This window comes from Adlercreutzia aquisgranensis, from assembly GCF_943193145.1.
GTDB classification, from domain to species: Bacteria; Actinomycetota; Coriobacteriia; order Coriobacteriales; family Eggerthellaceae; genus Xiamenia; species Xiamenia aquisgranensis.
The window spans coordinates 203,402-224,758 of record NZ_CALPDA010000002.1 but is presented as its reverse complement, the minus strand read 5'-3'; the positions used below and the strand labels follow the sequence as shown (position 1 = coordinate 224,758).

Here is a 21,357-nt window from a genome sequence, read left to right as displayed (position 1 = left end):
GGTTACGCCCTACTCCTCAGCAAACCGAAGCTCGACGAACCTGTTCTTCCTGTCCGTCTCTGCCCTCTCTTCGTCGCTCGCGCCTTCTTCGTACTCATAGGGACCCTCGCCCCCTTCTTCAACAACAACCTGATAATCTCGGGCGCCGCCATCCACGAGAACGCTTTTCACTGCTTCCGCACGCAACAACTCAAGCTCCCCGTCTCCATGCCTGGTGTTTCCGCCCGCATGAGCGGTGAACCCGGTAACATGCACCGTCAAATCAGGATGGTCGGCCAACTCAGCCGCGTACTGCGCAAGCGCTCGCGATGCGACATCAAGGTCAACGAAATCCGCCTCGTCGGGCAAGAAGTAAATACCGCTATCGTCGCGAAGCTCGATCTTGGCCCCCACAAAAGTCGAAGGCTCGGGCATCTCGACAACGCTTACTTCCGGAAGACCGTCAGCGGGAAGCGCTGGTCCCGGCACAGCTTCCTCCCAAATCAGATCGCCAGCAAACCCCGAAGCACGCAACACCGACTCGTACAGGTTTTTCATGCTCCTAATCATGCCAGGTGAAGGCTTATCCTGAGGCGCAGCCACATCTCCGAAACAGTACCAACGTATCTCATCAATACTGCTTAAATCGGGAAGCCTGCCTTCTTCCTCGGCCCAAGCCAAAAACTCGTCCGCATCTGCGGTAAGCCCTATTTCGAGAAAATTCAAACTTCCGGCGGTGGAAAAGCCGGGGTCAGAAATCACCACAATATTCCTACCGGAAGAAACCTTGTCCGCACTCGCAGTAGAGAGCTCCCTACCTGCTAACTCTAGGGCACCAAGCACATCTACCTCGGGCACCTGGGCAACAAGCGCATCACTTGAAATAACGCCCTGTGCTTCTTCCACCTTCCCGGCTATCTCGCTCTCCACTCTCGTCCTGTTGCGGCTTTCTATCGCATACTTTTGCTTGCCCACCAGTTGAGGGGACCCGTCAAGCAAGATAAGGCTCAGCGTGCCTTGAGACGACACTACGTCTTCTATAGCGGAGCCAAGCAGAGTGGGATCTGCTTGCGAATTCGCGTGGCGCCCATATATCAGAACACAGCTTTCTTCGTATTCGCTCCCCTCATCGCGAACCTCTTCGGTCCCAGAACAGCCCCCGCAAACCAAAAGGGCGACTAGCGTAAAGGCACAAACAATGGTCGCGTAAAGCTTTTTTGCCCTCATGAAACAAAACCGCCTTCCGTCGTGGTCGATGCGCAACAATGGTCAATCGCCAAACTGCTGGCGGATCGAAACTCTCGCGCGTCCGCCGGATCGAGAATCCCATTAAGCTGCGAGGCAAGGGAACTCAAGCTGAAGAGAACGCCTACAGCCTCTCTATCAAGCCGCCTTTCTGCCGCCTCGTATTCTCGTTCTTTGGCAGGGTCAGCCGCAGCGCGATAATAGGCAAGCCAATAAGCCCTGCTATCGTTATGCAGGTTAGCTTGGGCGCTCCGCAAAGTTCTGCCAGCAATCGGATCGCCTTTGTAATAAGCGACAACCATGCTGAGAAAGGCGCCTAGAAACATAATTGCTGCCAGAACCGCCGCATCAATGGCCGCATCAACAAGGACGTTATCGCTCACACCGCCAGCGAGGAAATCGGCAAAGCCCGCCGGGGTGAACACCTCCCAGCCAAGCCCCGCAGATGCCGAAGCGTCGCTGAACTCACTGAAAGCACCCGAAGACATGCCGGATCCCCCGCTCAACCCCGCCTCGAGCACCTTGCAAACCAGCCTGAAGAACGCGATGCAGACAAGAGCAAGCGCTTCAACAAGAGAGGCGACAATTGTCACGACGAGACTTGATGCATTGCGAAATTCTTTGTACTCGCGCGCCTTCTTGCCCACGAGATGGCCTATAAAAAGATACGAGAGCACGAGGGAGAGGGTTATGAAAAAAGTCGTCCCGCCCGCAAGGAGATGCTCGGTACCGCCCGACAGCAGACTTGGTATCAAGTCAACAGGCTTGGTTTCGTCGAGCGCAAGACAGACGAGGTCCCACATGATGTACAAGTCTGCCACGGCAGAAATAAGAATCGCAATCCTCAAAGCGCCAATCCACGATCGGCTCGACTTGGCCGCCTTTTTCAAGTCCGAGATATACCTGTCGCCCGGAAACGCTTGATACTTTCTTGCGAGCATATGCCGCGCCAACCCCTTCGTCTCTCTGCTGAAGAGTGGGTGGCAGTTCTCGCGACCAAGAGCTCGAGAAGAAGAGCACCCACCTGGTCGCCAAACCACAAGCTGTACCTCGCGCGGAGATCAATGTCTTGCTGGCAGATGCCCTTCTGCGCGGACATTTCTCTCCAGCGAGCGTCACCTCTGAGGCGTTTTCGCATAAAAACATACGAGGTATTGCGCCATCACGGATGATGGCTTTGTGGTTTGGCTTGACCGATTATATTTACGCACGCCAATCAAAGGCAAGAGCCAAGCCTGGAAACGGCCAGACTCTACATCCCGAGGGCGCAGTTTCCAAGGCACGAGCCCAGTAAACCCCTTTCTCTAAGCACCATCCGGGTTTGGCGACCAGGCAAATGAATCAACCTCTTAGTCAATGGTACTAAGAAAGGCGAATCCTTGTTGGGCAATCGAGCTTATACATGCCCCGCCGACTGCAGCCCACAGATAGCCAGTTCTATCACTGCTCCCTCGAAATACATGACGCAGGATATTTCTTCGCAAAGTAGTCCTGGTCAAGCGAAAGAAGAACAGATGCGGCCTGCTCGTGATAGTAGTTGTAACGTTTGTCAATCTCTTTCTGTGCCCTATCCGAATTCCGGTAACCCGACACGGGGTTGCTGCGAAGAAACTTACCCTCTCCATCGACAAACAACGAGCCCCCAAGGGACTCACCGTCTGGGGTGTCGAGACCCACGGAAAAGCACACATCCGAACCATCGGAATACAGCACCACGCATCTATCGCCCGATTCGGGATAAAGATAGTAGTAAACGTAATCGATTGCACTTTTAGGGCGCCCTTCCTCCACCCATTTGCCGTAATGGCAATCCAGCCTCACACCCAGCACTTTTTCTTCGTGGAATCTGACCGCAATTTCCGATCCTCCAAGGAAATCGTGGACCGACGCTTCGCAGTTCTGAAGAATGTTGCCAGCGTAGTCGGGACATTCTGGCACATCCTTTTCGAACGAATCGTAGCTACAGCCAGACAATTGCAAGCCGACCAGCAACGCTACAGTCGAAATGGCAAAAAGCAGTTTTGCGCGCAATCCGCCCACGCGACCTCCCCTCCTCCCGAAGCCAGCTCCCTCGCAACCGCAACAGCCGAGCACTCCCGCATGGCTCCAAAATCGCTTTCTTTACCCTCATAGCAGAGAGAAAACAACTACAAGCAGATAAAGCGAATACGCCAAATCGATAATTAGTAGGACGGCAATAACGACATTCGAAATACCCTTGCTGCGCTTCGTGATGTTATGGTTCCAGAGCGCACCGAAAAGAGGGCCGCCGAAGAAAAAGTTGAGCAATGATATAGCGAAACTCGACTTTGCTTTCGGCTCGGCTCCAAAAAACGAGGGGTAGATTACCAGCGCATAAACAATTTGGACGACAATTAGCGCAATCGGCACAGGGAGAACCATGAGGTATATCTCAAAAGGAAGATACCCTGTCACGTTCAGCATGATGTTGCAAACAATAAGGAGAAAAAGCCCGAGAAACGATCCTCCGACAGAGGTTTTCCATGAGTCGAGAACGGGCCGAGCGCATGCCTGGCTTGCGCCAGCGCTTGCAGTCTCCCAGCCAATCGGCCCTACATCTTGCTCGGTTACATTAATGGCACTGTTTTCCATATCCCAGCCTTTCTCTTTGCGTCTACGGGCGGATTGTACGAGCAAGAGCGCAAAATCGTTGCCCAATGGCCTACTCGCCACATGCTAGCTTTCGCCATCCGATAAGCGGTTATAATCTCCCGCATGAGAGACTGGAATGACATTGCAACTTCTGGGATGAACGACTGCGCCCAGCTTTGTTGGCCGGAGCACAGCAACCAGTCGAAAAGTAGTCGTGGCGATTTCAAATATGCCGCCTTCATCAGCTACCGCCACCTACCAAAAGATACAGAAGTCGCCCAGGTAGTTCAGCGATTTATCGAGACCTTTCGTCTACCCCGCGACCTCGCGTTGCCCCAGAACGCGACGTGGCCACATCCAGGTTCAACATTAGGCAAATGCTTTCGGGACGAAGACGAACTAGCAGCCTCTCCCTCCCTGCCAAAAAGCATCGATGACGCCCTCGCCCGATCACATTCCCTCATCGTTATCTGTTCCCCCGAAACAGAACAAAGCACGTGGGTCCGCCAAGAAATCGATACCTTCATCCGCTATCACGGCCGTGAGCGAGTTATCTGCGTCCTTGCGTCTGGGTCATCGGAATCTAGCATTCCTAGCATGCTCAAATCGCATTTTGAACCTGACGTCCATGGGGCAATTCGGGAAATGCCTTTCCACCCCCTAGCCGCGGATCTCCGCAGCAATGATCGGACAAGCGAAAATCTCGAGCTCCTTAAAGTAGTGGCAGGAATCGCAGGCTGCGGATTGGACGACTTACGGCGCAGAGAGAAAGCCCGCCGCCAACGCCGAATCATCACATTCGCGCTCTCCGCCATCGCCATCATGGGCTTCGTCTCCGCTCTGAGCTTCCACTCCTACCGCGCCTCCCAAGACGCTCTTATCGCCGAATCGAAAAGCCTAGCGGCACTTTCTCAAGAGCAGTTCAGCAGAGGCGAAAGACTGCAAGCGCTGGAAACGGTGCTAGCCGCACTCCCCGAATCTGCCGAGCACCCGAATCGGCCCATCGTCGAAGATGCAGTAACGGCTCTCGAAGCAGTCCTAGAGTTAGATACGTATCCGCCAAAACTATGGCACCCCACATTTGCAGCTGACCTGAACGAAGAAATAGTATCCATCGAGTCGAATCCCAGCGGGGGTTGGGTGGCCGCCCTCGATGCCAGCGGCATCGTTAGCGTGTTCGATGCGTTCACTGGGCACGAACTCAGTTCAATAAATCTACGGCAGTTCGCCTTCGACCCTGTTACCATCGACGCTTGGACATGGACCATGAAAGCAGCTGGTCCCGACAATCTGCTCATAGCCAGCGCTGCGAAAGACTGCGACTTCGTCTGCGTTGATGTCAGGAAAAACCAGGTCGTTTGGGACTTCGGCCCTCTCCCAATCGATGCGTTGGCAGTCTCCGACGACGGCGCATACTGCGCTGCAGCCACCATTACCGACGAGAGCAACCCTCTTGGACAAGGAGACCTGGTTGTCGCAGTACTCGACTCCCACGACGGCACTATTGTCTACCCCATCTCAACAAACTGCCCAGGGTTCTTCGTAGATGTCGACCCTCATGAGGTGGACGAAGATGGCAAGCATGCGCTGAACATCTTTCATCCCTTCGCTCTCTCCAACGACGAATCAATCTCTTGCTTTGGCGCCGGGAAGTTCGTCGCAATTCTTGACAAAAACCGAGGCTACGCCTTTTATGACTTCGGGAATGTTGCACTCACATCCCTTGCCATTTCCGACGCCTATCTTTTGGGCGCCACATACGACGTCGATTACGAAAGCTTTCCCCAAAACTGCCCCTACTCCTTTGGCGCCTACGACATTTCTGAATCAACTTTCGATGATTCTCTCTGGACCGTCCAAGGTGTTTTTAGTCCCTCGATATCAGGCGAGCCTTTCAATAACTACAGCTACTTTGGGCTTCCGACCATACAGTGCATAATCTTGACGAATGGACATGCTACCGCCGTTTGCAGCGCAGGTAACACCCTCCGCCTCCTCGAAGTCGAAAACGGAAACGAGCTCCATACCGAAGTCTTTCCCAGCAGTATCGTGTCAGTAGGGTCCCTTCGGCTTTCTGAGAGTGACGGCCTCGTCGTCGCCCTGAGCAATGGCTCCTTAGATTTTCTTTCTCCACTTGAGCTTTTCCCGTACGTGCAAAACGACACCTACCAATGCTCCATCCCCTACCAAATCGAAGACGCTATTGTCGAAGAGTTCGAGGGGTCAATCGTCGTCGCCGCCATCAAGCCGGCAAACCAGCCGGATCGACTCCTCTGCTATCGCTTTGACCTGGGATACGATGATCCAGTCGACTACTCGCTCGACGAGCTTCTGGCCCAGGCGCACGAGCTGCTCGAAGCCGAATAACGCGCGCTTGATGCCCTCACCATTGCCCAATACCGCCTACGGTAACCGTTATCATTAGCGCCTGTGAGCCAGGCGCTGTCGCATTGCGCCTGCAAACCCACCCCAGATGGCGGGCTGTGACGCTCTTCTAGCAGAAAGGGATTGGCCAACGGATGGCTAAGGGCAGAACGCAGACCGGCGGACCGACCGCCTTCGTGCGCGGCGCGATCGAGCGCGAGCGGGCCAAGCGCGGCGACACTCTGAAGCCCATCGAGATCGTCAAGGTAGCCCTTTCCGCCTACCTCGCCCGCACCTTCAGCGACGAGCCGACCGACGCGCTGCCCGCCGAGGTGGAGTCCCCCGACCGCACGAACCTGCGCCGCGGCACCCAGTCCGCCGTGGACCGCCTGCTCTTCAACGCGAACTACTGGCGCGCCGCCTACGAGAACCGCATCGTGGCCGCCTGCACAAACCCCACGAACGCCCAGGCCTGCCTTGCCTCCGTTTCCGTCTGGACGGCCCACCCCCTGAAGCTGAACACGCTTACGCCCGAACAGGCCGTGGCCACCTTCGAGCGCTTCTGCCCGCCCTTCGCTGTGAACAACCGGCGCGGATCCCACGAGCGCGACCGCTCCGGCAAGGGGCCGCTGCCCGACTTCAAGCGCGCCATCGCCTCCATCGCCGACAACGGTTCCGAACCGCCCCAGGCCATCGCCGCTTTACGCGACGTGCTGCAGGCCATGGAAGCCGAAGCCGCCGCTTACGAGTCCCTGAACGCCGCCGGGGCTTTGGACGCGCTGTTCGTCATCCTGCCCGCCTGGTGCCTGCAGAACCGCATCGAGCTGGTGAGCGGCAGCTGGTGGGACGACTGCGCGGTCATGGGCGTCATCATCGACCTGCTGCGCGAGCGCTTCCTGGAGCTGGGCTTCGGGGAGGCGGCCGTGACCTACTTCGTCGACTCCTGCAACGAGTCCCTGGACGCCTACCACCGCGAAGTGTCCACGGACCTCTCACCCTACGCCGACTTCGAGGTTCCCCAGCTCATCGCAAGAATCCAGGAAGCCCGCGACGCCAACCCCAGCTTCGAGCAGGACGGCTACGGCCCCACGCTGCCCAGCTGGCTCATCGGCAAGGAGCAGCTGATCTGGAACATCCTGGTGTGCGCCCTCTACGGCCCGGCCACGGCGCGCCCCCTGCTGGTGGACTCCCCCGACCTGCTGGCGATCCGCGACTACGCCGGCAAGACCGACGTCATCACCGAGCTGGCGCAGACATCGTTCGCCCGCTACACCGCCGACCGCATAGCGTCCCAGGCCGACCAGGACTTCGCGAGCTTCGCCAGCCTGCCCGTCGACCTGCGCGATTCGTCCATCGCCTACATCACCAGCATCCACGACAAGCTGGAAACCCTCAACTACGAGGTGCTGCCCGCCGGCACCTGCTACCCCGAGCGGTGCGTGACCGCCTTCACCGCCAGCGAGGTGGAGTGCCTGGCCATCCTGGAGCACCGCCGGTGGCTGCGCGAGCGGCAGAAGGCCGGCTGGCACTACGGGCCGGCCAAGGACGTCGCCCGCCGACAGAGCCCCTACCTGGTGCCCTGGGAGGAGCTGCCCGACCGCGCCAAGGAATGGAACCGCTCCGCCGTCCGCTCCATCCCCAACCTGCTAGCCAGCGTGAACCTGGCCGTGGTAAGGTAGCCGGCACGCGTCAGCGCGATGCCCCAAACCCAAACAGGCAGGGGCATCCCCGACGGAATCCGTTCTGTCGCAATCTCTCTCGAATATAAATAACGGCGATTTCCGCCACCGTTATTTATACTTTTTCGGCAATGAGTATAAATAACGGCGACCCCAAGCACCCTTTATCTGCCGCGACACAGCCGCTGCTTGGCTTTTGGCTTCACCCGAAGGCCATTTTTCGACTTTTGGCGTGTTTTCAGGTCCATATTCCTTACCGGCAACTCGTTCCTCGAATCGCAGCCATCGTGCAACCGCAGGCCCTTCGCCCCTGTCGGAGACGCTTTCGCAACGCTGGCGCCACTGCCGCGGCGGTTTCGTCTATACTGAACCTTCCTTGTAAACTTGAGCGGCGATGCTTACGGGCCGGCTGCCGAAGCCCAGCCGGCAACCGCGCCGGGTGCGCCCGTCGCCCCGCCCGCATCGCCTGTCCGCACGTCAAACTAGGAGCTTGCCCCATGGCCCGCGAAACCTTCGGATCTCGTCTGGGATTCATCCTCATCAGCGCCGGATGCGCCATCGGCCTGGGAAACGTCTGGCGCTTCCCCTACATCACCGGCCTCTACGGCGGCGCCGCCTTCGTCGTCATGTACCTGGTGTTCCTGGCCGTCTTCGCGCTGCCCATCCTGGTCATGGAGTTCGCCGTGGGTCGCGCCAGCCACAAGGGCGTCGCCCGCAGCTTCGACACGCTGGAGCCCGCCGGCAGCAAGTGGCACCGCTTCAAATGGGTGGCCCTGTTCGGCAACTACCTGCTCATGATGTTCTACACCACGGTGGCTGGATGGATGCTGGCCTTCATGGTGTGCAGCCTCACCGGCACCTTCAACGGCCTGGAGGCTTCCCAGGTGGAGGGCGTCTTCAACGGTCTTCTGGCCGACCCGCTGCAGATGGCGCTCTTTATGCTCATCGTTGTGGCCATCGGCGTGCTGGTCTGCCGCGCGGGGCTGCGCAACGGCGTCGAGCGCATCACCAAGGGCATGATGGTGGCGCTCTTCGCGGTGCTCGCCGTGCTGTGCATCCGCGCCGTCACGCTGCCGGGCGCCGGCGAGGGCCTGGCCTTCTATCTGCTGCCCGACTTCGGCAAGCTCTTCGAGGGCGGCCCAGGCACTTTCGCCGACGCGGTGCTGGCCGCCATGGGTCAGGCGTTCTTCACGGTGTCGGTGGGCGTGGGCTCCATGTCCATCTTCGGCAGCTACGTGGACAAACGCTACGGGCTTACGGGCGAGGCAGTGCGCATCGCGGGCCTTGACACCCTGGTGGCCATCATGGCCGGGCTCATCATCTTCCCCGCCTGCTTCGCCTTCGGAGTGGAACCGGGAGCCGGCCCGGGGCTCGTGTTCATCACGCTGCCCAGCGTCTTCAACCAGATGCCCTTGGGGCAGCTGTGGGGGGCTCTCTTCTTCGTGTTCATGAGCTTCGCGGCGCTTTCCACGGTCATCGCCGTGTTCGAGAACATCATGAGCTTCTCCATGGACCAATGGGGCTGGTCGCGGAAGAAGTCCTGCGCCGTGAACGGCGTCGCCCTGGCGCTGCTGAGCCTGCCCTGCGTGTTGGGCTTCAACCTGTGGGCCGGCGTGGAAGTGCCCGGCATCGGAAACATCCAGGCCATCGAGGACTTCCTCATGTCCAACAACGTGCTGCCCTTAGGCGCCCTCGTGTTTCTGCTGTTCTGCACCACCAAGCGCGGCTGGGGCTGGGACCGCTTCCTAGCCGAGGCCGACACCGGGCGCGGCATCCCCTTCCCCCGCTGGGCGCGCCCCTACATCCGCTACGTGCTGCCGGCGCTCATCGTGGTGGTGCTCGTCAGCGGTTACGTCCCCATCGTGCAGACCTGGCTGGGCCTAGGCTAGCCTACCCTGGCCGCTGGGCGCATTCGCGGGCGCCGAAGCCCCGCCGCCCGCCCTCACGACGATCCCGCACGCGAGCAGCCGCGAAAGAAGCCCGCATAATCGGCAGGTTCGTGAGTATTTTTGCGCCAACCTGCCGATTGTGCGGGCTTCGGCGCTTCCTACCCTCGCCGCCTGGCGCGCTTGCTGGTGCCGAAGAACTGATCGTGCCATAGGATGAAGCTGTAGAACGACCAGATCCGCTGCATGTGCGACACGCCCGTCCGCGCGCCGGCGCGATGCTCGTCCAGAAGGCGCATAAGCTCGGCTGGCGCGAAGAACTCCCGGGCCGCGAAGCTGCCAAACGCCTCGCGCACGCGCTCGTAGTAAGCGTCCTCGCGAAGCCAGGAGGCAAGCGGCGAAGGGAAGCCCAGCTTCTGGCGGGAGGCCACCTGCCGGGGCAGCACCTGCCCGGCCGCCGCCCTCAGCGCGATCTTCGAGCGGTCGGAGGACGCGCGCTGCCCCACCGGCAGCGTCAAAGCCAGTTCCAGCACCTCGCGGTCCAGGTAGGGCACGCGCAGCTCCAAGGAATGGGCCATGGACATGCGGTCGGCCTTCAGCAGGATGTCGTAGGGAAGCCAGGTCTTCATGTCCGCGTACTGCAGCTGGGTCACCGCATCGGCCCCCGGCACCTCGTCGAAGTAGCGCCTCGACGCCTCCTGGGGGCCAGGCGACGCATCCGCCGCACGGCGCACGTCGTCGGACAAAAAGCGCAGCCGCTCCTGCGCGCCGAACACGTAGTCGGCCCGCGAGTTGCGCTGCCAGGGCTGCTTCGCCCCGCGCACAAGGAAGTTGCGGCCCCGAAACGCCGGCAGAGCGCCCGCCGTCCGTCCAAGAAGCGCTCGCATCGGGCCCGCAACCCGCCGCTCGTAGGCCGCCGTGCAGCATTCCTGCTGGTAGTTGGGGTAACCGCCGAACAGCTCGTCGGCCCCTTCGCCGGAGACGACCACCTTCACAAAGCGCGCCGCATCCTGGGCCAGGAAGTACAGCGGGTTCTCCGAGGGGTTCGGCAGCGGTTCGTCCATGAAGTACTGGATGTCGGCCGTGGCGTCGAAGAACTGCTCAGCCGACACCAGCGCTGCCCGATTGTCCACCCCCAGCTGCCCGGCCAGCCACTGCGCCTGCGCAAGCTCGCTGTAGCGCTCGTCCTCGTAGCCTACGGAGAACGTGCGCAGCCGGCTCCCCGCCGCAACCGCCCGCTGCACCAGGTAGCTGGAGTCCACCCCCGACGACAGGAACGCGCCCACTTCCACGTCGGCCACCAAATGCGCCGCCACCGAATCGTCCAACACCGCCTGGATCCGCTCGGCCCACTCCCCCTCCGACAGGCTGCGATCGGCCCGGTACGCCAGCTCGTAGTAGCACCCGGTGTCGAAGCGGCCGTCGCGCCACGTGAACCAATGGGCCGGCAGCACCTTCCGCACGCCCTCGAACAGGGTCTCCTCGTCGGGAAGGTAGCTGTAGGACAGGTAGTCGGCCAAGCGCTCGCACCGCACCGACGTCGCGAACCCCGGGTGGTCCAGAAACGCCTTCACCTCGGAAGCGAACAGAAACTCGCCGCCTCCATCGTACACGTACAGCGGCTTGATGCCGAAGATGTCCCGGGCGCCGAAGAGCGTGTTCGTGCGCTTGTCCCAGATCACGAAGGCGAACATCCCCCGCAACCGGTCCAGGATGCCCCGGCCGTACTCCTCGTAGCCGTGCAGCACCACCTCCGAATCCGACTCCGTGGCGAACCTGTGCCCGCGGCGCGTAAGCTCGGTCCGCAGCTGCCGGTAGTTGTACACCTCGCCGTTGAACACCAGCACGCAGGAGCCGTCCTCGTTGGCCAGCGGCTGGCGCCCGCCTTCCAAATCGATGATGGAAAGCCGCCGGAAAGCCAGGGCCACGCGCGAGTCCGCGTAGTACTGGGCGTCATCGGGTCCCCGGTGGGCAATGCGCTCGCCCATCAGCCGTGCCGTGGCCAGGGGATCGGCCACCCGGGCCGTTATCACGAAGCCTGCAAAGCCGCACACTGCTCCCCACCTCCGCTCAACAGCGCCTCTCCCACCGCCGCACCGTCCATCACGTACGGCCGCAACCGTTCGGCGAACGACCGATCGACCTCGCACCGGCGCACCGAGGCCCCGCATGCCGCCACGCAGGAGGCCGCCAGCACGTCTAGCGCATCCACCACCGCCATGCCGCCCATCTGGCTGGGCGCTCCCAGAAGCGACAGCTCCGTGCAACCCAGCACCACCGCATCGCATCCAACCTGGGAAAACATCGCCAGAAACGGCATGACCTGGCCCCACGACGGCACCTTGCCCGCCTTCACCTCGCCGTAGATCATCGCCTGCACCTGGCGCTGGCAAGCCGCATCGGGCATGACGGCCTCCACGCCCCGGCGGCTGAGCGCGTCGTCGTACACGCCGGAGGCCGCCGCGCCCTCGGTGACCAGCAGACCCACGCGCCGATACCCCGCCATCGCCAGCAAGCCCGCCGTCGCCTCAACCATGGACAGCAATCGTCCGCGCTGCAGCACCGCGGCAATTCGCGACGCCCGGGCATGGGCCGTGTTGCAGGGCGTTGCCAGCACCGAGCACCCCAGCGCCTCCAGCTCAAGCGCCGCCTGCTGCAAAGGCCCTACGAACGACGGCGCCCCCGGCACTCCTAAAAGGTAGGCGCTCCGGTCGGGGATCTGCGGGCGGTTCAGCACCGTCACCTCAAGATGGTCCTGGTCGCGCGACGCCTCGGTGAACTCCACAATGCGCCGCAGCAGCCGCGCCGTGGCGGCCGGCCCCATGCCGCCCACGATGCCCAGCCGCTGCCGCGCGCAGCGCCTCTCAACCATAGGATCGCCCCGCCCCGAAAAGGCGCACCCCCCCCCGTGGGACCTAATCATCTCCATGGCGCCTCCCGAAGCACTCCGCGTACTGCCGCCGGTAGTTGCGTTGGTTCATCTGGTAGCTCAGCCAACGCAGGGGCGAGCGGTCGGCACCGCCCCAATAGGTCCGCCGCACCTTGCCCTGGGCCTGCAGCCGCCGGGCCTTGCCAGCCGCCTCCTCCGCCGAATAGGCCGCCACCACCGAAAGCGGTACCATGGTCCACAGCACCTGGTCGGCGGGGCGCGCCGTCTGGAAGGGCAGCTCGCGGCCGAACACCGCGTCGTAGGCCGCATGGCGCGCTAGGTTCACGCCCGACGCCGTGGCGAAGTAGCTCGACCGGCCCTGCCGCGGGTTCAGCTCCAACAGCTTGCACGTGCCGTCGCGCCGGTCGTACTTCAGGTCGAAGTTGGAGAATCCCACGTAGCCGACGTCTTCCAGGAACCGGCGGATGCACCCTATCAGCGCATCGTCGAAGCCGGTCATAATGGCGCCGTAGCTGCCGATGCCTTCAGGGGTATGCTCCTCCAGCAGCACGTGCCCCAGCACCGCCATGGTCACCCGCCCGCGGCCGTTGCTATAGCAGTTCACCACGCGCATGGCGCTGTCGTCGCCGGGAACGAAGTCCTGCACGATCATGGGCCCATCGTAGTCCGAAGCGTACACCAGGGCCAGAATCCGGCCAAGCTCCGCCTGGTTGCGGGCAATATAGGCCTTCTTCTTCCCAGGAAACGAGCAACGCCGGTAGGCCACGTCGTCGGAGGGCTTCACGGCCACCGGGAAAGGAAGCGGCGACGCCCACCCGACCAGCGCCTCTTCGCGCGACACCTCGCACGTAGCCGGGAGGGGCAGCCCGTAGCGCTCGCAGGTACGGTAGAAGCGCCCCTTCGTGGAGAACAGCTCGAACAGCTGGGGGCTCACCACGCGAAACGCGTACTCGTCCCGCAGCACATCCTGGTGGCGCACCAGCAAGCGGGTGTAGTTGTCGCCGCAGGAAACCAGCAGTAGCCGCTTGCTCGGCTCCTCACCGTGCAGCTGCCGGGCGTAGGACAGAAGCGCCCGCACGAACACGTCGTCCTCGTCCAAGCGCGGCTCGGTCACGTCCACCGACAGCAGCCGGCTGTGCAGGCAGATGTGAAACGCCCCCTTGCACACCACGCGCGACCTCACGCCGAACTCCTCGTGAAACGACCGTGCCATGCCGTAAGCGTTCGCGTCTCCGCCTAGGAGCACCGGGATGAACCCTGCCGACCCGTCACCCATAACTTCTCCTCTCGTCGGCAATAAAGTTACCGAAACCCCAGGTAGAAGTCCCATAACGAAGGCTTAGACATTTCTTAAGGATACTTAAGAACCTGTCCGCACAGCCATAGGGCCTTAAGAATTGCTAGGCAGCCGCTGATGAAAGCATTAGGGCACCTCTGGAAAGCCGGTCGCTCCAACCGTCTTCCCGCCCAAGAGCACCTCTTCCGTTTTATCGCCGTCCGGCAACCAGACTCGGCGACCGCATGACTTGCTCGTCTGCCTCGGACGCTATACTGGTCGCATCCTGGGAAAGAAGGCTGCCGCAATGACTCGTTGCACAGCAAGCACTCGCCAACCCTGGACAAAGGTCCAATCAGCTTCTGCGACAGCCACGGAACGAGCAGCATCGACTCGCTGCTCTGCAGCCCATTCGGGGCCCCATCGAAGGAAGCAGCCCGACGATCACCAGACTGTCGCCTATCCGGCCTATCCGCGCCGTCAACGAGGTTTTTGATGACGCCCTGCGCCTTCCGGAAGCGGGAAACGCGAAGAAACCGTGCATACCGGGCAGGTTCGCACGCTTTTCTGTGCGAACCTGCCCGGTATGCACGGTTCGGCACAAGAAAGCGGGGCAAGCGCCTTGGCTGGCACTCGCCCCGCTTCTCTCTTAGCCGATGCCGTCCCTTACAGGATGCGCAGGCTCACTTCCTTGAGCTGGCGGCCCGTCACGGCGCTGGGAGCCCCGGTCATGGGGTCGGAGGCGCTGGAGGTCTTGGGGAAAGCGATGACGTCGCGGATGGACGCCTTCCCGGCCAGCAGCATGACCAGACGGTCCAGGCCCAACGCGATGCCGCCGTGCGGAGGCGCACCCAGCTCGAGCGCATGGATGAGGTGGCCGAACTTCACGTCGATCTCCTCGTCGATCAGGCCGCACACGCGAAGCACCCGGCGCTGCTCCTCGGCGTTGTGGATACGGATGGTGCCGCCGCCCACCTCGAAGCCGTCCATAACCAGGTCGTAGCTGTAGCTTCCGCAGGCAAGCGGGTCGGACTCGATCTTGTCCAGGTCCTCCTTCAGCACGTGGGTGAAGGGATGGTGCTCGGCGGCGTACTTCTTCTCGTCGGCGTCGTAGCGGAACATCGGGAAGTTCACCACCCACAGAAGCGCGTGGCCCTCGCGGGGGATGTTCAACGCGTCGGCCATGTGCAGGCGCAGGGCGGAGAGTACGGCGTTGGCCACCTCGGGTTCGTCGGCCGCGAACAACAGCAAATCGCCCGGCTCCACCTCCATCTCGGCCTTCAGCGCCGCCCATTCCTCGTCGGTGAAGAACTTCTTGATGGGGCCCTTCTCCTGGCCGTCGGTGGTGAAGGCCACCCAGGCCATGCCCTTGGCGCCGTTGGCCTCGGCGATGCTGGCCAGCTTCTCAACCTCGCCGCGGCTCCAGTCGCCGGCGCCCTTGGCGTTGATGGCCTTCACGATACCACCCGACTGCGCCACGGACGCGAACACCTTGAAGCCGGTGTTCTTCACGATATCGGTGATGTCGTGCAGCAGCATGCCGAAGCGCACGTCGGGGCGGTCGCAGCCGTACAGGCGCATGGCCTCGGAGTACTGCATCTTCTGCAGCGGGAACTGCACCTCGTCGATGCCCACCGCAGCAAGCGTCTCTGCCATGACCCCTTCCATCATGTCGGTCACGTCGTAGCCCTCGACGAAGGACATCTCGATGTCCACCTGGGTGAACTCCGGCTGGCGATCGGCGCGCAGGTCCTCGTCGCGGAAGCACCGGGCGATCTGGTAGTAGCGCTCAACGCCAGCGCACATGAGCATCTGCTTGAACTGCTGGGGGCTCTGGGGCAGCGCGTAGAACTTGCCGGGGTTCGGGCGGCTGGGCACGATGTAGTCGCGCGCGCCCTCGGGGGTGGAATTCGCCAGGATGGGCGTCTCGATTTCCAGGAAGCCGCGCTCGTCAAGCGCACGGCGCATAGCCTGGGTGACCGTGTGGCGCAGCTTCAGGTTGGCAAGCATCTCCGGACGGCGGATGTCCAGGTAGCGCCACTTCATGCGGGTGATCTCGTCGGTCTCGATGCCGTCTTCGATGGAGAACGGAGGCGTGACCGAGGTGTTCAGCACCTCCACCGCGCTGGCCAGCACCTCGATGGTGCCGGTGACCATGTTCGGGTTCACGGCCTCGGGCGCCCGCTCGCGCACGCGGCCGGTGACCTTCAGCACGTACTCGCGGCCCAGATGCTCGGCCTTCTGGAAGTCCTCGGCGCTCACGCAATCGGGGTCCACCACGATCTGGGTGTAGCCGTCGCGGTCGCGCAGGTCGATGAAGATGAGGCCGCCATGGTCGCGGGTGTGCCACGCCCAGCCGGTCAGCACCACTTCCTGGTTCACGTCGGCTGCGGAAAGCTGGCCGCAGGTGGCGGTGTGCATGCAGTACTCGTTCTTGAAGTCGGTCATGATCGTCCTTGCTCGTTATAGCCTGTGAGCAGCCGAAAGCCCTGCGCCCGCACCGTGCCCGCCGCCAATTCGCCCCCGCTCGAGGACGCCGGCGCAGAACCCTTGCGCGCGCAACCCGTCGGCCAATGCCGCAAAACTGGTTCATTCTACCGTAGCTTGGCAAAGCGGGACCCGGCCAAAGCCAACCCACACGCACATAACACCGCACGCCGACCTCATGCCATCATCCCCGTCCCCCTGACATAGCGCACCTGTCGAGGGGACGGGGATGATGGCATAATTGGTCCTCGCCTCCGCCGCGCTGCGGGCCGTCTGCCTCCCCTTAAGCCTCGTCCACCAGCTGCAGCAGCTCTTCGCGGGAGTTCACGCCCAGCTTCTTGTAGATGTTCTTCACGTGGGTACGCACGGTGCTCTCCGAAATGACCAGGGTGTTCGCAACGAACACGATGCCGTGGCCGCGCCCCAGGTAACCCAAGATCTCGGTCTCGCGCGGGGAAAGCCCGAACCTCTCAGCCGTCTTCTCGCAGCGGCCCTGCACGTCAAGGGCGTCCGCGCCGGCCGCCTCAGCTGCCGCGCCGCCAGCCGCGCGCCCGTCGGCCAGCAGGCTCGCCCCCGCCCCGGCACGCTCCCGATGCCAAGCGCCGAACAAGGGCACCGCCAGCAGAAACGCGAAGTAGCACGTGCTCACTACCAGAAGCGACGGACCGCCGTTATCCGCATCGAAGGGAGGCAGCGTACCGCAGAAGATGCCCAGCCACGACGCCGCAGCGAAGCAGGCCACGGTCAGCGAATAGATGAGCACCGGCGAGAACTCGCGGGCATGGGCCATGGCGCACAGGCTCGCCAGGGCCAGAATACCCATGGCGCCGTAGAACACATAGGTTGCATAGGCGGCGATGAACAGCGGAAACGTCCCACGGTAGAAGCTGTTGCAGATAATGAGGGCCAGCACGAACACCGGCACCAGCACCTGGTAGATGAACGGCAGCAGCGGCTTGACCCGGCGCAACGAGCACAACGGCAGCACCAGCGCCGCACCCACCACCACGCCCAGGACCTCGGCGCTCACCACGTCGAACACGAAGAACTTGCGCACGCCCATCATGAAGGCGAACATGAGCAGCCCGGCGAAGGGCACGATGAGCACCTGGGCCATCTGACGGACCGTGGCCAGAAACGACGTGGGGCCGCCCAGACTTCCGTAGAAGTCGTCGTCGCGGGAAACCAAAGGCGCCGCCTGTTCGCCCCAGGCACCGGAAAAAATGCCGCCGCGCACAGCACGCACCGCCGGAAGAACCGCCCCCAGCAGCGCAAGCAGGAAGAACACCGCAAGCCCCACTCCCACCTGCACCGACGCTAGCAGCAGCTGCAGCAGCGACGCACAGCCCATGGCTACGGCCACCCAACCCAGGGCATGGCGCAAGTCGAACCCCGACAGCATGGCGCCCCAAGCCACAGCCAGCTCCAGCGTGCCCGCCCCCAATGCCACGCCAGCACAGGCAACCGCCACCGTGGCCGCCGAACCACCCAAACCGAAGGCCGCAGTCGCCAAAGCGAACCCGCCCACATACAGCACGCAGCCCGCAACCACCCACGGGACCCTCAGGAAAAGCAGGTCGCGACGGCGCGAGGAAATCCAGGCAACCGCCACGCCCGCCAAAATGCTCGAAGCCATCAGCACGTTCACGAAAAGCGGCATGAGCTCGTCTGCGAAGGGCATCCCGTCATGAAACAGCACCATGTTCGGCGAATACAGCGGCATGGTGGCGAAAAAGGCGACGACCAGCAGGTATTCCGCCCGAAAGTCCTGAGTGAACCGCATGCAGCCCCTCCTCGCATGATTCCGTACATGAGTGGGAGTATAGCGCAACAATTCAGGCCGCGCCCGCTCTTCCGAACGTCAAGCAACCTCAAGCGCCGAGGGCGATGAGCCTGTCCTCCAAAGCACGGCGAGCAAAGGCGCTCGTGGAAATGCCCTCGCTTTTCGCCTCGCGCTCAATCGCCTTTTTCATGCCGGCAGGAAGTTTGAGCGACAGGACAGCCATGGTCTCCGCCGCAGGCGGACGCCCTGCGACAACATCGCCGACGTTATGCCAACCATCAGGCCATTCGTCCCGATCGAGCGCCTCGCACCAACCGTCAATCATAGCGTCGGTCACCATCTGCCCGTCGTTCGCCTTTATCGCAGCCATGGCTACCTCCTACCAAAACCAAGCTCGTTCCTGAACTTCTTCGTTGGGGGAACGAACGCATGAAATACGCACCACACCCCTGCTTCGTCCAAGAAGGCCACCAATTCCACCAACTTGCCATCGGGAAGAACTCCTATGGCAATCCAAAGGGGCGGATCATCGGTCCCATTCCTCTGCCTACAGCGTATTACGTTCTCCCAAGCATAGGCTATTTCCTCGTCGGTCAAACCGTGCTTCCGAGCATGGGAATGCACACGAATCATTGGCGCTCCTCGGATTACCATCACGTCTACCTATCGAGTATACCACATTTGTCTTACCAATCGTATTACGGATTGACAGCAAGGGGTGAACAGGGACTCCTTCAGGAGACTCCAAAACCTTCGATAACGCTTGCCAAAGCGCGAAAAGGCACAGCCCCAATGGGACCGCACCTTCAAGGAAGGGTGCGCTTTTGTCCTCCGCAATCTGCGCCAACCTGTCGCCAGCGCCCGCACCCAAACACAAAGTGCGGCCCCGCATTGCACGGAGCCGCACACAAGGGAGGGCTTTGTCGCCGGGGCAGAAGAGCCGCCCCGGGCATCAGATAGGCCTTACACCTGGTCCAGGAACTTCGCCACGGACTTGCCGCACTCGCGGCCGAGCACCAAAGCGAAAGCCAGCGAGCAGCCGGGGATGGGGGTCACGTACTCGGTGCCGAAGCGGCGGCCGCAGTCGTTGCCCGCCATGTACAGGCCGGGGATAGGCTCGTAGTTCTGGTCAAGGGCATTCTGCTCACCGTCGGTGATGATGCCGCCCATGGTCACCATGGTCTCGCCCAACACCGGGTCGAAGGTGCAGGCGTAGAAGGGACCGTCCTCCACGGGGAACAGCACCTTGGAGTCGCGACCGAACTGCTCGTCCACGCCGGCCTTGCAGTAGCCGTTCCACTCCTCGATCTGCTTGACGAAGTTGGTCTTCGCCTCGCCGGTCAGACCCAGCTGGTCGGCCAGGCCCTCAAGCGTGTCGTCGGCGATCCACTCCACGCCGGTCATGGGGCCGCCACCGCCACCGCCAGGGCCGCCCTCGCCGCCAGGGCCGCCACCGCCAGGGCCGCCCTCACCGCCAGGACCGCCACCGGGGGCGCCGCCCTCAGGGGCGCCACCGGGGGCTCCGCCGGCCGCAGCGCCTGCAGGCGCACCTTCGCCGCCGCCCTGCTGACCACCTGCCGACTCCTCTTCCACGTAGGTGCCGTTGAACTTCGCATAGGCGGTGTCCATGGCATCGCGCAGCGACTGGATGTTAGCCTCGGTAGCGGTAAATCCGGCGTGCTGGGGCAGCGTGTACTGGCGGTACTCGGTGAAGTTGTTGTCCACCACAGCGTACTTCGTCTTACGGCTCATGTAGACGGTCTGATAGCCGCGCTGCTCGGAAGTGGGATAGTACTCGTTGCAGAAGCGCTTGCCGTTCTCGTCGATCCACACTGCCTGGGGCAAGCAGTTCATCTTGCCCGGCACCGAGAGCCCTTTCATGTTCATACCCGCGACAGGCGTGGTCTCCAGGTGCGCGCCGGCCCAGTAGGCCATCTGCACGCCGCGGCCGTCGTTGGCCGACATGGAGGTCAGCTCGTCATCGCCGGTAAGCGCCTGGGCCATATCGGGCATGAAATAAGCCATCATGTCAGGGTTGCCGCCCATGCCGCCGCAGGAGCACACCACGGCCTTGCAGTTGAACTTCACGTAGCCGTCGGCGTTCTTCGCCACCAGGCCTGCCACCTTGCCGTCTTCCATGATGATGTATTCGGCGGTGTGGGCGTAGAAGAACTCAGCGCCCTTTGAGGTAGCCACATCGGCGTTGGTCTGCTGGATCTTCGTCTGGTTGCAGGCGCCGTAGAAGCTGCAGACGCTCGGCCAGAACTTGATGCCGGAAAGCTCGCTGAGCTGGTGGTCGGTGGGCGGGAAGAAGGCCGTCGTCATAGACGAGAAGTCCTCTTCGGTAAGCTCCGACATGTACCAGTTCGAATTCTCCTCGGAATTCTGGGCGAACTTCATAACCAACGTGGGATTAGGCTGGTTGCCCGTGATCTTCATGAAGTTCTGGTAGAACTCCACCGGGTCGATGTGGGGCACGCCGCGCTCCTGCAGGATGGCGGCGTTGAGCGAGGCGAACTCGTTGCCCACGGCCGCGTAGGTATCCTCGGGCTGCTTCTCCACCACCATGACCTTCTTGCCCTGCTCGGCAAGCTCGCGGGTTGCGGTCACGCCAGCGAAGCCGCGGCCGCACACCACCACGTCGCAGGTCTTCTCGTCCACGAAGTCGGTTACCTCGGCAGGCGGCGTCATCCAGCTGGTGTCCCGAACGTTGTGCACCACCGTGGCCGGGGTGGCGCCGGCGTTACTGGCGGAGCCGCTGTTGCCGCCATCCGACGACCCGCCGCTGCTCGAAGACGGCGTCGACGGCGAGCAGCCGGCCAGGCCCGCAGCACCCGCGGCCAATGCAGCCGTGGCGCCGAAGCCCAGAAACGCGCGGCGGGACATGCCCGCCTGGGACAGCTTCCCTTCCTTGCTCATACTATCCTCCCTGTGTCCTTGGGTTTCCCTCGCCCGGCCATCCAGCGTTGCCGACCGAGCAGGCCCATCATAGGAATCGGTGCGCCGCCGCGTAATCGCGCTTCTGGGGGAATCGCGGCCGGCCCGCCCTGCAACCCCTCGCGTTTTTGCGGTATCCGCCCCTCCTTTCGCCAGGTAAGATCTCTGCCGGCGCCGATCGCGCCCGGTTGCGGCGCTTGCGTTAGTTTTACCGTGAG

Annotated in this window: 14 protein-coding genes and 1 pseudogene; 4 read left to right on the top strand and 11 right to left on the bottom strand. The window is 62.2% G+C overall.

Going from position 1 to position 21,357, the window contains the following annotated elements; genetic code table 11:
- Nucleotides 1–9: 9 nt before the first annotated feature.
- From NFR41_RS02100 to NFR41_RS02085, 4 genes are all read right to left on the bottom strand, one after another.
- Complete coding sequence (locus NFR41_RS02100; RefSeq protein WP_251230519.1) at nucleotides 10–1,206, bottom strand: OmpA family protein; 1,197 nt, start codon at nucleotides 1,204–1,206, stop codon at nucleotides 10–12.
- Complete coding sequence (locus tag NFR41_RS02095) at nucleotides 1,203–2,165, bottom strand: hypothetical protein (RefSeq protein WP_251230518.1); 963 nt, start codon at nucleotides 2,163–2,165, stop codon at nucleotides 1,203–1,205. The genes NFR41_RS02100 and NFR41_RS02095 overlap by 4 nt, the downstream gene beginning before the upstream one ends.
- 499 nt (nucleotides 2,166–2,664) lie before the next feature.
- Nucleotides 2,665–3,264, bottom strand: a complete 600-nt coding sequence (locus NFR41_RS02090) for a hypothetical protein (protein ID WP_251230517.1) — start codon at nucleotides 3,262–3,264, stop codon at nucleotides 2,665–2,667.
- 87 nt (nucleotides 3,265–3,351) lie between these two features.
- Nucleotides 3,352–3,837, bottom strand: a complete 486-nt coding sequence (locus NFR41_RS02085) for a hypothetical protein (RefSeq protein WP_251230516.1) — start codon at nucleotides 3,835–3,837, stop codon at nucleotides 3,352–3,354.
- 123 nt (nucleotides 3,838–3,960) lie between these two features.
- Here NFR41_RS02085 and NFR41_RS10570 point away from each other — a divergent pair.
- The 4 genes and pseudogenes from NFR41_RS10570 to NFR41_RS02070 form a co-directional block, all read left to right on the top strand.
- Nucleotides 3,961–4,419: pseudogene (locus NFR41_RS10570) on the top strand (TIR domain-containing protein); the annotation flags it as partial.
- A gap of 15 nt (nucleotides 4,420–4,434) precedes the next feature.
- Nucleotides 4,435–6,204 carry a YncE family protein gene (locus NFR41_RS02080; RefSeq protein ID WP_251230515.1) on the top strand — a complete coding sequence of 590 codons (1,770 nt, stop codon included), beginning with the start codon at nucleotides 4,435–4,437 and terminating at the stop codon, nucleotides 6,202–6,204.
- A 152-nt stretch (nucleotides 6,205–6,356) separates the two neighbouring features.
- On the top strand, nucleotides 6,357–7,880 hold the full coding sequence (locus NFR41_RS02075) for a RyR domain-containing protein (protein WP_251230514.1): 1,524 nt from the start codon (nucleotides 6,357–6,359) through the stop codon (nucleotides 7,878–7,880).
- Between the two features lie 497 nt (nucleotides 7,881–8,377).
- The gene (locus NFR41_RS02070; protein WP_251230513.1) at nucleotides 8,378–9,769 is read left to right on the top strand and encodes a sodium-dependent transporter; all 1,392 of its coding nucleotides are present in this window, start codon (nucleotides 8,378–8,380) and stop codon (nucleotides 9,767–9,769) included.
- Nucleotides 9,770–9,927: 158 nt separating this feature from the next.
- Here NFR41_RS02070 and asnB read toward each other — a convergent pair whose 3' ends face one another.
- From asnB to NFR41_RS02035, 7 genes are all read right to left on the bottom strand, one after another.
- Nucleotides 9,928–11,820 carry an asparagine synthase (glutamine-hydrolyzing) gene (gene asnB, locus NFR41_RS02065; protein ID WP_251230512.1) on the bottom strand — a complete coding sequence of 631 codons (1,893 nt, stop codon included), beginning with the start codon at nucleotides 11,818–11,820 and terminating at the stop codon, nucleotides 9,928–9,930.
- The gene (locus NFR41_RS02060; protein ID WP_251230511.1) at nucleotides 11,796–12,638 is read right to left on the bottom strand and encodes an aspartate/glutamate racemase family protein; all 843 of its coding nucleotides are present in this window, start codon (nucleotides 12,636–12,638) and stop codon (nucleotides 11,796–11,798) included. The genes asnB and NFR41_RS02060 overlap by 25 nt, the downstream gene beginning before the upstream one ends.
- A 43-nt stretch (nucleotides 12,639–12,681) precedes the next feature.
- Nucleotides 12,682–13,932 carry a carboxylate--amine ligase gene (locus tag NFR41_RS02055; protein WP_251230510.1) on the bottom strand — a complete coding sequence of 417 codons (1,251 nt, stop codon included), beginning with the start codon at nucleotides 13,930–13,932 and terminating at the stop codon, nucleotides 12,682–12,684.
- Nucleotides 13,933–14,598: 666 nt separating this feature from the next.
- Complete coding sequence (gene aspS / locus NFR41_RS02050; protein WP_251230509.1) at nucleotides 14,599–16,380, bottom strand: aspartate--tRNA ligase; 1,782 nt, start codon at nucleotides 16,378–16,380, stop codon at nucleotides 14,599–14,601.
- Nucleotides 16,381–16,702: 322 nt separating this feature from the next.
- Nucleotides 16,703–18,202, bottom strand: coding sequence for a helix-turn-helix transcriptional regulator (locus NFR41_RS02045; RefSeq protein ID WP_251230508.1), 1,500 nt, complete (start codon nucleotides 18,200–18,202; stop codon nucleotides 16,703–16,705).
- Nucleotides 18,203–18,290: 88 nt separating this feature from the next.
- Complete coding sequence (locus tag NFR41_RS02040) at nucleotides 18,291–18,572, bottom strand: ribbon-helix-helix protein, CopG family (protein WP_251230507.1); 282 nt, start codon at nucleotides 18,570–18,572, stop codon at nucleotides 18,291–18,293.
- 593 nt (nucleotides 18,573–19,165) lie between these two features.
- Nucleotides 19,166–21,121: an FAD-dependent oxidoreductase gene (locus NFR41_RS02035; protein WP_251230506.1), complete on the bottom strand. Its 1,956-nt coding sequence runs from the start codon at nucleotides 21,119–21,121 to the stop codon at nucleotides 19,166–19,168.
- Between the last annotated feature and the right edge of the window lie 236 nt (nucleotides 21,122–21,357).

Excerpts from the sequence above, each read along its gene's own strand:
- NFR41_RS02100 (WP_251230519.1), bottom strand. The coding sequence starts at position 1,206 with ATGAGGGCAAAAAAGCTTTACGCGACCATTGTTTGTGCCTTTACGCTA.
- NFR41_RS02095 (WP_251230518.1), bottom strand. The coding sequence starts at position 2,165 with ATGCTCGCAAGAAAGTATCAAGCGTTTCCGGGCGACAGGTATATCTCG.
- NFR41_RS02085 (WP_251230516.1), bottom strand. The coding sequence starts at position 3,837 with ATGGAAAACAGTGCCATTAATGTAACCGAGCAAGATGTAGGGCCGATT.
- NFR41_RS02080 (WP_251230515.1), top strand. The coding sequence starts at position 4,435 with ATGCTCAAATCGCATTTTGAACCTGACGTCCATGGGGCAATTCGGGAA.
- NFR41_RS02075 (WP_251230514.1), top strand. The coding sequence starts at position 6,357 with ATGGCTAAGGGCAGAACGCAGACCGGCGGACCGACCGCCTTCGTGCGC.
- NFR41_RS02070 (WP_251230513.1), top strand. The coding sequence starts at position 8,378 with ATGGCCCGCGAAACCTTCGGATCTCGTCTGGGATTCATCCTCATCAGC.
- NFR41_RS02060 (WP_251230511.1), bottom strand. The coding sequence starts at position 12,638 with ATGGTTGAGAGGCGCTGCGCGCGGCAGCGGCTGGGCATCGTGGGCGGC.
- NFR41_RS02055 (WP_251230510.1), bottom strand. The coding sequence starts at position 13,932 with ATGGGTGACGGGTCGGCAGGGTTCATCCCGGTGCTCCTAGGCGGAGAC.
- aspS (WP_251230509.1), bottom strand. The coding sequence starts at position 16,380 with ATGACCGACTTCAAGAACGAGTACTGCATGCACACCGCCACCTGCGGC.
- NFR41_RS02045 (WP_251230508.1), bottom strand. The coding sequence starts at position 18,202 with ATGCGGTTCACTCAGGACTTTCGGGCGGAATACCTGCTGGTCGTCGCC.
- NFR41_RS02040 (WP_251230507.1), bottom strand. The coding sequence starts at position 18,572 with ATGGCTGCGATAAAGGCGAACGACGGGCAGATGGTGACCGACGCTATG.
- NFR41_RS02035 (WP_251230506.1), bottom strand. The coding sequence starts at position 21,121 with ATGAGCAAGGAAGGGAAGCTGTCCCAGGCGGGCATGTCCCGCCGCGCG.